Here is a 9,867-nt window from a genome sequence, read left to right as displayed (position 1 = left end):
GCGAGGGGGTGGCATGAGCGAGCGGAGCGAGCGAATCGGTAGGCACAGCGCGATTCGCGAAGTGCTGATCTGCGCGCCTGCGGCACGACGCGACCCCGAGCCGCCAGGCGAGGGGGTGGCATGAGCGAGCGGAGCGAGCGAATCGGTAGGCACAGCGCGATTCGCGAAGTGCTGATCTGCGCGCCTGCGGCACGACGCGACCCCGAGCCGCCAGGCGAGGGGGTGGCATGAGCGCGCTGCTCGTCGAAGGAGTCGAGCGGATCGCCGTGCTGAGGGCGAACGCCCTGGGCGACCTGCTGCTGGCACTGCCCGCCATCGGGGCGCTGCGGCGGGCGTATCCCGCTGCCAAGATCACTCTGCTCGGCCGCGAATGGCACGCGCGGTTCCTGCGCAATCGTCCGGGCCCGGTGGACGAGGTGGTGGCGCTGCCGCCCATCTCCGGCGTCTCCTCCCCGCCCGACGGGATCGCCGCCCCCGATGAGCTGTACGAGGACCTGCGTCAGCGCAGGTTCGACCTGGCCGTCCAGATGCACGGCGGCGGGCGTAACTCCAATCCGTTCATCCGCCGCCTCGGCGCGCGGGTGACGGCCGGCCTGCGCACCCCCGACGCCGCGCCGCTCGACCGCTGGGTGCCGTACGTCCACTACCAGCACGAGACCCTGCGCTACCTGGAGGTGGCCGGGCTGCTCGGCGCGGCCACCAACGAGATCGAGCCGAGGATCGCGGTCGTCAGGGAGGACTGGGCCGAGCTGAACCGCACGCTCGGCAAGGTGCCCCGGGGGCTGGTGGCGATCCACCCGGGCGCGGGGGACCGGCGCAGGAGATGGCCGCCGGAGCGCTTCGCCGAGGTCGCCGACCGCCTCGGACGGCCGGTGGTGGTGACCGGCGTCGAGGAGGAGCGGGAGGTCGTCGAGAAGGTCGTCGCGCAGATGCAGACCCCGGCGAGGGCCGTCGTCGGAGAGCTGTCCCTCGGCGGGCTCACCGCGCTGTACGCCGCCTGCGACCTGCTCGTCTCCAACGACACCGGGCCGCGCCACCTGGCGGCGGCGACCGGCACGCCCACGGTGGGGATCTACTGGTGCGGCAACATGATCAACTGGGGTCCGCTGAGCAGGGGACACCAGCGGCCGCTGATCTCCTGGACGTCCGGCTGCCCGATCTGCGGGCTCCCCGCGGGGTCCGAGGGCATGCGCGAGTGCGGCCACAGGGACGTCTCGTGGGTGGGCGACGTGAGCGTGGACGACGTGCTCGAACAGGCGTGGGACCTGCTGCGATGAGCACCATGGCGGAGAAGGCGAAGGTCTTCGAGACACCGCCCGTCGAACTGCGGCCGAGCGACCCGAGCGAGCCGGGCATCCGGCGCAGGCGCCGCGGGCGCGGGTTCAGCTACATCTGGGCCTCCGGCCGGCCCGTGAAGGACCGCGCCACACTGCGCCGGATCAAGTCCCTCGCGATCCCGCCGGCCTGGACCGACGTGTGGATCTGCGCCCACCCGAACGGCCACCTCCAGGCCGTGGGCACCGACTCGGCGGGCCGGCGGCAGTACCGCTACCACGACGAGTGGCGCAGGCAGCAGGACGAGGCCAAGTTCGACCACGTGCTGGAGATCGCCCAGATGCTCCCCGCGTTCCGCGAGCGGGTCACCCGCGACCTGCGGGGTGACGAGCTGAGCCGCGAGCGCGTGCTGGCCACCGCCGCGCGCATGCTCGACATCGGCTTCTTCCGCGTCGGCGGGGAGGAGTACACCGACTCCTACGGCCTGGCCACGCTGAAGACGTCGCACGTGAAGTGCGGCGACGGCAAGGTCGTGTGCCGCTACCTGGCCAAGGGCCGCAAGGAACGGGAGCAGGTGCTGGCCGACGCCGACGTGTGCGAGGTGCTGACGGCGCTGTCGAAGGGGGGCGGGGGCGAGCTGCTGCGCTACCGCGCCGACGACGGCTGGGTGGACGTGCGGAGCGCCGACATCAACGCCTACCTGAAGGAGGCGTTCGGCACCGACGTCTCGGCCAAGGACTTCCGCACCTGGCACGCCACGGTCCTGGCGGCGGTCGGGCTCGCCGTCTCCCGCCCCGTACGCAGCGGCGCGGGGCGCAAGCGGGCGGTCTCCAGGGTGATGAAGGAGGTGTCGGAGTACCTGGGCAACACGCCGTCGGTCTGCCGCGCCTCCTACGTGGACCCGCGCATCGTCGCGCTGTACGAGAAGGGACGGACGATCCCCCTCGAACGGCTGGGTGAGGACACCGGCGAGGGCCGGCTCGCCACCCACGGGCCGGTCGAGGAGGCCGTCATCGAACTCCTGCGCCGAGCGCCCGCACGGCGGCGTTGACCACCTGGGCGGCCGGGACCGCGGCGTCCAGGCGGTCGGCGCCGTCCACCTCGTGCAGGATCGGGTGCCGTCCGTCCACCGTGGACACGAGCACCGAAGGCGTCCGATAGGACGCGGCGAGCCGCGTCATCGCGACGTCGCCGCTGATCACCAGCCGGGCCCCGGCGACCAGTGCGCACAGCTCCCGGAGCGAGGTGCGGCCCGCGAGCACGATCTGCGGCGGCAGCACCGCCCGGGTCGCCACGAGCAGGGCCATCGGCCGCTCCCGCGAGCTGCCGGTGATCACGACGGGCAGGCCCTCGTCCGTGAGCAGCCGGGCCACCTCGGCGAACCGATCGGCGGGCCAGCGCAGCGACGTGCCGCCCGCGCCGGGGTGGATCACGACGGCCCCCGGTGCGGGGCTCGCGGTCAGGGGAGTGGGCAGCGCCGAGTCCTCCGGATCGGCCGGCACGCCGTGCCACCGGAGCAGCCGGCACCACCGCAGCACCTCGTGCTCGCCGGGGTCCCACCACGGCCCCCTGATCCAGGGGACGTCCGGGTTCGCGTACGCCCACAGGCGTCTCGTCCCCTCGCCCCGGTAGCGCAGGTTCAGCAGGATGCGGTGGCTGCGCGGCCCGCGGCCGTGCAGGTTGACGGCGAGGTCCGGCAGGAGCGGCGGGTGGTCCGCGTCCTCCTCGCCGGGCCCGGGCCACGACAGCGGCGCGAGCCCGTACGCGGGCAGGATCCGGTCGACCGCGCCGGTCAGCGCGGCGAGTTCGCTCAGCTCCGGTGGGCAGGCCAGGACGACGCGCAGCCCGTGGCGGCGCAGGGCGCGCAGCGCGGGCACCACGGTGAGCAGGCCCCCGATGCCGTCAGAGCGCAGCACGAGGGCCGTCGACGTCACCGGCTCACCTCGGGGGTAGGCAGGATCAAGAGGCGCTCCTTTCCAGCTCCGGGGTGGACAGGGCCCGGTCGTAGGCGGCCAGGGTCTCGGCGGCGATGCGGCTCCAGGCGTACCTCGCGCGGGCCCGGTCGGCCCCCGCGATGCCGTACGCCGTGCGCCGCACCGGGTCGTCGAGCAGCTTGCGCAGCGCCTTGGCCAGCACGACGGGCTTGCGGGGCGGCACGAGAAGGCCGGTCACGTTGTTGACCACCGTCTCCTTCTGACCGCCGACCGCCGAGGCGACGACCGGGACGCCGCAGGCCATCGCCTCGAGCGCCACCATCCCGAACGGCTCGTACCAGGGCACGGACACGACGGCGGCGGCCGAGCGCATCAGCGAGGGCAGCGTGTCGCGCTCGACCCGGCCGAGGAAGCGGACCCGGTCGGAGACGCCCGCCTGGGCCGCGAGCCAGCGCAGCCGGGTGACCTCGGGGTCGTGGTGCAGCTCGGCCGCGGGGGGACCGCCCGCGATGACCAGCTCGGCGTCCCGCAGGTACTGCAGCGCTCTGATGGTGGTCTCCAGGCCCTTGCGCGGCACGAGCCGGCCGACCGAAAGCAGGCGCGGGCGCTCCGGCCGTTCCAGAGGCTCGACGTGGGGATGGAAGGTGGTGACGTCCACTCCGCAGGGGACGACCCGGGTCGCGCGGCGCGGCACGCGCATGCGGATCAGCTCGTCGACCTCGTCGTTGCAGGTCGCGATGATGCCGTCGACGCGCCGTCCGATCTCGGCCTCGGCCTCGATGCGATCCCGCGGGCTGGTGTCCGCCGGGCCCTGGTGACGCCGCTTGACGCTGCCGAGCGCGTGGTAGGTGTGGACGACCGGGATGCGCAGCTTCTCCGCCGCGCCGACCGCGGCCAGCCCGCTCATCCAGAAGTGGCTGTGCACGACGTCCGGGCGGTCGAACAGCCACCGGTCGTGCAGCCACTTCCCGAATTGGGGGATCCAGGGAAGGATCTCGTCCTTGGGGATCTCGGAGGCGGGGCCCGCGGGGACGTGGACGACGTCCACACCCGGGCCGAAGGCGACGGTTTCCGGCAGGTCCTCGCGGTCCTTGCGGGTGTAGACGGTGACCTCGTGACCGGCGCGGGCGAGCTCCTGGGCGAGGGCGGCGACGTGCACGTTCTGGCCGCCGGCGTCGACACCGCCGAGGGTGGCGAGCGGGCTGGCGTGCTCCGAGACCATGGCGATCTTCACTGGGGGTTCCTCCAAGAGCGGCAGTGGCGGGTACCCGGCTCGGGGGTCAGGGAGTCCAGGTGTGCAGGCCCGGCGACCGGGACGGGGGCGGCCGGTCGCGGCGTGCGGGGGTCGCCGGCGCGGACGCGGCAACGACGGTTCCCTGGGGCGGAATGGCCCGCGACGACGGCGGCGCACGCGTGGCGGACCGCGGCGGGACGGTGGAGGGCGGGCGTGCGGCCCGCGAGGACGGTGGCGCGTAATCGAGAGGCGGCGCCGAAGGCGGCCCGTACGGGACGGGCGGCGACGTGGGGGCCGGTGGAGGGAGCGCCCGTGGAAGAGGTGTGGAAAGCGGTGCTGCCGGTGCCCGCGATGCTCCGCTCAGGGCGGGGTGAAGTCCGGTCACACGTTCCCAAGACGCTCCTCCGTCACGGCATGCTCACGCCAAGGAGGTACCTGCGTCTTAGGCACCAGGAATACAAACAACCATATCCACCCTCGCGCCCGTCAAACCAGTGGTTTCGCTCGGAAAGGGCCGGGCAGCGCTAGGCATACGGAACCGAGGGGGACACGAGGGGAAGAGATGGAGACGCCGCACTATGTCGCGGCCCGCGTGCAGCGGGCTCTTGCGGAGGACGAACGGACCACCGAACTGGGCATTCGGGTGGATGTGCGAGGAGAAGAGGTCTACCTGCGCGGGCAGGTCTCCTGTGACGAGCGGCGGCACCAGATCGAGAACGTCGCCCGGGAGGCGGCTCCGGGCCTGCGGGTGCACAACGAGCTCACCTTGGTGGAGGTGCGGGAGCCGGGAGAGGAGGAGCATCTGTGAGGGAGCTGCGGATCGCCGCCGTCGCGGACATCCATCTGGGCGAGGACCTGCGCGGCCACTATCGCAAGAAGATCGAGGGCATCGAGCGCCGTGCGGACGTGCTGCTGGTGGGAGGCGATCTGACCAGGCACGGCACGATCCCCGAGGCCCAGGTGGTCGCCGAGGAGCTGAGCGGCCTGCCCATCCCCGTCGTCGCCGTGCTGGGCAACCACGACTACCACTCCGACCGGAACGAGGAGATCATCGATCTCCTCCGCGACGCCGGCATCACCGTCCTCGACGACGAGGGCGCGGTCGTCCCCATCGACGGCGTACGGCTCGGAGTGGCCGGCGGCAAGGGCTTCGGCGGCGGTTTCGCCGGGAAGTGCGCCAGCGAGTTCGGGGAGCCGGAGACCAAGGCGTTCGTCCGGCACACGAAGGAGATCGCCGAGCGGTGGCGGCGGGCGCTCAAGGAGCTGGACGCCGACCACAAGATCGTGCTCAGCCATTACTCGCCCGTGAAGGACACGCTGATGGGCGAGCCGCCGGAAATCTATCCGTTCCTCGGCAGCTACATGCTGGCGGAGGCGGCCGACGCCGAGGGCGCCGATCTTTTCATTCACGGCCACGCGCACGCGGGCACGGAAAAGGGCGTGACTCCCGGAGGTATCCGGGTGCGTAATGTCGCCCTTCCGGTAATCAAGCACGCCTACACCGTTTACTGCCTGAACGGCGACCATTGCTGATTCGCTGTTCCGATGGCGAGACGGCGACCGGCCCTTCGGCCGGCCGCCGTCTCGGTGTCCGCGAATAGCGTGGATGAGGTTGCGGCTTGCGGGTGAGGTTGGTGCTAGGGATTGAAGATGCTGACGCCCCCGGGGCCGACGAGGAATCCGAGGACGATGAGGACGATCCCCCAGAGGATGTCCCGACGGGCCAGGATGACGTAGATCCCGGCGATGACCAGTACCACGGCGATGATCCAAAGCAGAGTAGCCATGGCCCTCCACTGCCCCTGCAAAGGGGCTCGTAACATCATCGAGCCCTGGCCCCGATTGAATTTGCCCTTGAAGCACCCATTGTTACGTTTGCTTGACAATATTCGGGCATCTGGTGATACATGACCACTTTCGGATATTTTCTGTCCAGCGAGGAGCATGACCCCAAGGAGCTGGTACGTCAGGCGAAACTCGCCGAGGACGCCGGCTTCGAGGCGTTGTGGATCTCCGACCACTTTCACCCGTGGCTGGACGAGCAGGGCGAGAGCTCGTTCGTGTGGTCCGTCATCGGAGCCATCTCTCAGGCCACGTCGCTGCCGGTGACCACCGCGGTCACCTGCCCCATCATCCGCATCCACCCGGCGATCATCGCGCAGGCCGCGGCGACCGCCCAGATCCTGCTGGACGGCAGGTTCCGCCTGGGGGTCGGCACCGGCGAGGCGCTGAACGAGCACATCCTGGGCGACCAGTGGCCTCCGGCCGAGGAGCGCCAGCGCATGCTGGAGGAGGCCCTCGACGTCATCAGGGAGCTGTGGACGGGCGAACTGGTGACGTACCACGGCGAGTTCTACGAAGTGGACACGGCCCGGCTGTACTCGCTGCCCGACCAGCCCCCGCCGATCTACATCTCGGGCTTCGGGCCCAAGTCCGTCGATCTCGCGGGACGGCTCGGCGACGGCTACATCCACACCGCGCCCGCCGCCGACATGGTCGAGGCCTTCCACAAGGCGGGCGGCGAGGGCAAGCCGTGCGCGGCCGGGCTGAAGGTGTGCTGGGCGCACGACGAGGCCGAGGCGCGCAGGACCGTCCACAGGCTCTGGCCCAACCAGGGGATCCCGGGCGAGGCCGCCCAGCTCCTGCCGCTGCCGCGGCACTTCGAGCAGCTCTCGCAGCTCGTCACGGAGGAGGCCGCCACTCAGTCGACGCCCTGCGGGTCCTCCCCGGAGGCGCATCTGAACGCGATCCGCGCGTACGTGGACGCCGGTTTCGACGAGGTCTACATCTCCCAGATCGGCAAGGAGCAGGAGGGGTTCTTCGAGTTCTACGCGACGCAGATCCTGCCGCGCCTGCGGGAACGGCGCTGACGCGGCCGGGGAGCGGAGCTGACACGCCTGCGGGAACAGCGCTGACGCGGCCGGGGGAACGGCGCTGACACGCCTGGGAGAACTGCGCTGACGCGGCTGGGAGAACGGCGCTGACGCGACGCACACGAGAGCGCGACCGCGGGCACCGCGGTCGCGCTCCCCGGACTTCTAGTCCTCGTCCTTGACCAGGCGCAGCGACAGGAGCGGCTGGACGAACCACAGCCAGGCGCACAGCAGCGCCACACCCGCGCCGATCACCGCGGCGGGCCCGGGGCTGGTCAGCGCGTCCAGAACCAGGGCGGTCGAGCAGGTCATGGACACGGCCAGGGCCACCCCGCCTGCCACGCCCAGCCGGTTGGCCCGGCGTAGCAGCAGTTCCTTGAGCCCCGACCGGAACAGGATGCGGTGCTGGGTCGCCGGGGCGATCGTGCAGATCGACGCGACCGCCGCGCTGACGACCGCCAGGTAGAACAACCAGTTGCCGGTCGTGTCGATCTTGCTGAAACCGGAGGAGAACGGCAGCGTCAGCAGGAACGCGAACAGCACCTGCACGCCCGTCGCGGCCACCCGCAGGCCCTGCAGCAGCTCGCCGAGCTCGCGGTCGACGCGCTCCTTCGGGTTCTCGTCGGTGTTCTCCAGAGGCTCGAGAACCTCACTCATTCCTCGGCCTTCTTCATCAGGCGCGCGTAGGCGAGCTGGAGCCAGTCGGAGATCGCCACGGCCGCCATGGTGGCCCCGGCCAGCCGGGTCAGTCTGGGAAAGAACACGGCGCCCGCCGCGTATCCCGTCGCGATCCACTGGGACAGGCAGAACGGGCAGGTCAGCAGCTCACCCACGGCGTGCTGCAGCCCGTGACCGCGGACCTCCTCCTTGAGTTCCGCCGGGCCGGAGACGCCCTCGTAACGGGTGAAGGGAGCGCGGATGGGGCTGGTGACCGGGTCCTTCGCGAGCGTCCGCGAGAGCCGGTGGGTGAACAGCCCCATGAGCATGAGGTCCATCACCTTGATCTTCTCGGGGGCCTGACGGCCTGTCAGCTTCGCCGCGGCGAGCAGCACCGTGACGGCCCCGCCGTACACCGCGAGAACCCGTGTATACGAGGCCAGCGGACGGTTGTCCTCTCCCTCGTACTCGCGCTTGATCTCCTGGAGGGTCTCGGTCATGAGCGCGCCCTACCCGGGATTGTTTGCAGCGAACATGGCTGGGCAAGCGACGTGAGTGGGTAGTCACAGTCATGAAGTCACCGACGCGATTCTTGAGACGCTCAAGCGCGCCGGGGCCGGTCTCAAGGAGGCCGGGGTGCGGTTCGCCCTGGCCGGAGGCTGCGCCGGCTACGCGAGGGGCGCCGCGCCATCACTGCACGACGTCGACTTCGCCCTGGTCGAGGAAGACGTCCCGCTCGCGCTGAAAACCCTGGAGAGCCTGGGTTTCCGGACCGCGAAACCACCGGAGGACTGGCTGGTCAAGGCGTTCGACGAGGAAGGGGTCCTCGTCGACCTGATCTTCTCGCTGGCCGACAGGCCCGTGACCGAGGCCATGATCGCCCGGGCTCAGCCGATCAACACCGCCGCGTTGAGCCTGCCCGTCCTCGAAGCCACCGATCTTGTGATCTCCTGGATACTGCCGCTGTCCGAGCACGCCTGCGACTACGGCTCGCTGCTGCCCATGGTCCGCGCCATGCGGGAGCAGGTGGACTGGGACAGGGTCGCCTCGGTCGCCGCGCCGTCGCCGTACGCCTCGACGTTCGTCACGCTCCTGGAGCGGCTGCACATCATCGCCCCTACGACACCTCGGCCGGACAGCACCTGGCCCTGAACACCGGCCCGCCGTCCCGGTTCGTGCGGAGGAGGGGCCGGGCGGGGTCCGGCTCGCCGACGTAGAGGGGCCGCGCCGTGACGGCGCGGCCCCCCTTTCACATGTCACTCACATGGACGAAGTGCGGGGGAACCGTCCGTAGTACTCCCCGACACGGTCCCGATAGCCCGGGTCGGTCATCGCCGTCTCGTCGAACTCCGGCGCGTTCTTGATCTCCTGTTTCGTGCGGCTGACGAAGATCTTGCGGTCCTGGAAGTCGATCCTCGTCACCACACTCGCGGGAAGCATGACCTTCTTACCGAAGATCCACGGGCCCGTGTCCACGACGATGTAGCTCTGTCCGGCCTCGTAGGTGGCCTCGTCAACGGAACCGATCTTCCCGTCCACCGCCTGCACGTCGTATCCGGCGATGTCCATCTGCTGTCCCGTGCCCGACACGGTGTCGGAATACGACCAGAGATCCGGTGTCATGGTGCTCACACTCCCTTCGTCGTCACTCCACGTACCCGAAGGCGAGAAGGGGAACATCCCGGACACGTAAGGGCAGGACATGATCTGGTCGCCCGTATTCCGACACGGTGAGCGCGCCGGTGGCGCGGAGCACCTCCGGATGCCGCTACTCTTGTGGTGCGGGCGCCGCTAGCTCAGTTGGTTAGAGCAGCTGACTCTTAATCAGCGGGTCCGGGGTTCGAGTCCCTGGCGGCGCACACAGGCAGGGCGTTCACCACTTGAGGTGAACGCC

Annotated in this window: 12 protein-coding genes and 1 tRNA gene; 7 read left to right on the top strand and 6 right to left on the bottom strand. The window is 70.6% G+C overall.

The window, feature by feature from the left end; translation table 11 throughout:
- The first annotated feature begins 227 nt into the window (after positions 1–227).
- Together FH610_RS24635 and FH610_RS24630 are read left to right on the top strand one after the other, a co-directional pair.
- Entirely contained in the window at positions 228–1,277 is a 1,050-nt protein-coding gene (locus FH610_RS24635) for a glycosyltransferase family 9 protein (RefSeq protein WP_139577135.1), read from the top strand.
- On the top strand, positions 1,274–2,326 hold the full coding sequence (locus FH610_RS24630; protein WP_240809164.1) for a DNA topoisomerase IB: 1,053 nt from the start codon (positions 1,274–1,276) through the stop codon (positions 2,324–2,326). The genes FH610_RS24635 and FH610_RS24630 overlap by 4 nt, the downstream gene beginning before the upstream one ends.
- Here the strand turns inward: FH610_RS24630 and FH610_RS24625 are convergent.
- Both FH610_RS24625 and FH610_RS24620 read right to left on the bottom strand, forming a co-directional pair.
- Positions 2,286–3,209, bottom strand: coding sequence for a glycosyltransferase family 9 protein (locus tag FH610_RS24625; protein ID WP_139577134.1), 924 nt, complete (start codon positions 3,207–3,209; stop codon positions 2,286–2,288). The genes FH610_RS24630 and FH610_RS24625 overlap by 41 nt on opposite strands.
- Before the next feature lie 25 nt (positions 3,210–3,234).
- Positions 3,235–4,443, bottom strand: coding sequence for a glycosyltransferase (locus FH610_RS24620; protein WP_139577133.1), 1,209 nt, complete (start codon positions 4,441–4,443; stop codon positions 3,235–3,237).
- Positions 4,444–5,005: 562 nt separating this feature from the next.
- On the opposite strand from FH610_RS24620, the gene FH610_RS24615 reads away from it, so the two are divergent.
- On the top strand, positions 5,006–5,251 hold the full coding sequence (locus tag FH610_RS24615; protein WP_139577132.1) for a BON domain-containing protein: 246 nt from the start codon (positions 5,006–5,008) through the stop codon (positions 5,249–5,251).
- The gene (locus FH610_RS24610; protein ID WP_205826019.1) at positions 5,248–5,976 is read left to right on the top strand and encodes a metallophosphoesterase family protein; all 729 of its coding nucleotides are present in this window, start codon (positions 5,248–5,250) and stop codon (positions 5,974–5,976) included. Before FH610_RS24615 ends, FH610_RS24610 begins: the two co-directional genes overlap by 4 nt.
- 104 nt (positions 5,977–6,080) lie before the next feature.
- On the opposite strand, the gene FH610_RS43305 is transcribed toward FH610_RS24610, so the two are convergent.
- Positions 6,081–6,230 (bottom strand): GPGG-motif small membrane protein, encoded by a 150-nt coding sequence (locus tag FH610_RS43305; protein WP_167530303.1) that lies wholly within the window; start codon positions 6,228–6,230, stop codon positions 6,081–6,083.
- 120 nt (positions 6,231–6,350) lie between these two features.
- Between FH610_RS43305 and FH610_RS24605 the strand changes: the two genes are divergently transcribed.
- Positions 6,351–7,313, top strand: coding sequence for a TIGR03557 family F420-dependent LLM class oxidoreductase (locus tag FH610_RS24605; protein ID WP_139577131.1), 963 nt, complete (start codon positions 6,351–6,353; stop codon positions 7,311–7,313).
- Between the two features lie 168 nt (positions 7,314–7,481).
- Here the strand turns inward: FH610_RS24605 and FH610_RS24600 are convergent, their stop codons facing one another.
- Both FH610_RS24600 and FH610_RS24595 read right to left on the bottom strand, forming a co-directional pair.
- Entirely contained in the window at positions 7,482–7,973 is a 492-nt protein-coding gene (locus FH610_RS24600; protein WP_139577130.1) for a DUF6328 family protein, read from the bottom strand.
- Entirely contained in the window at positions 7,970–8,473 is a 504-nt protein-coding gene (locus FH610_RS24595) for a DUF1360 domain-containing protein (RefSeq protein ID WP_139577129.1), read from the bottom strand. Before FH610_RS24595 ends, FH610_RS24600 begins: the two co-directional genes overlap by 4 nt.
- A 55-nt stretch (positions 8,474–8,528) precedes the next feature.
- Between FH610_RS24595 and FH610_RS24590 the strand changes: the two genes are divergently transcribed.
- A complete protein-coding gene (locus FH610_RS24590; protein ID WP_139577128.1) occupies positions 8,529–9,125 on the top strand; it encodes a nucleotidyltransferase family protein in 597 nt (198 codons plus the stop codon).
- 108 nt (positions 9,126–9,233) lie between these two features.
- On the opposite strand, the gene FH610_RS24585 is transcribed toward FH610_RS24590, so the two are convergent.
- Positions 9,234–9,596, bottom strand: coding sequence for a PRC-barrel domain containing protein (locus tag FH610_RS24585; RefSeq protein ID WP_139577127.1), 363 nt, complete (start codon positions 9,594–9,596; stop codon positions 9,234–9,236).
- Between the two features lie 162 nt (positions 9,597–9,758).
- Here FH610_RS24585 and FH610_RS24580 point away from each other — a divergent pair.
- Positions 9,759–9,832: transfer RNA gene (locus FH610_RS24580), tRNA-Lys, on the top strand.
- The last annotated feature ends 35 nt before the right edge of the window (positions 9,833–9,867 follow it).

The organism is Microbispora catharanthi (assembly GCF_006334915.2).
GTDB lineage: Bacteria > Actinomycetota > Actinomycetes > Streptosporangiales > Streptosporangiaceae > Microbispora > Microbispora catharanthi.
Note: the sequence above shows the minus strand (reverse complement) of the source record. Positions and strands in the feature narration are given on the sequence as shown.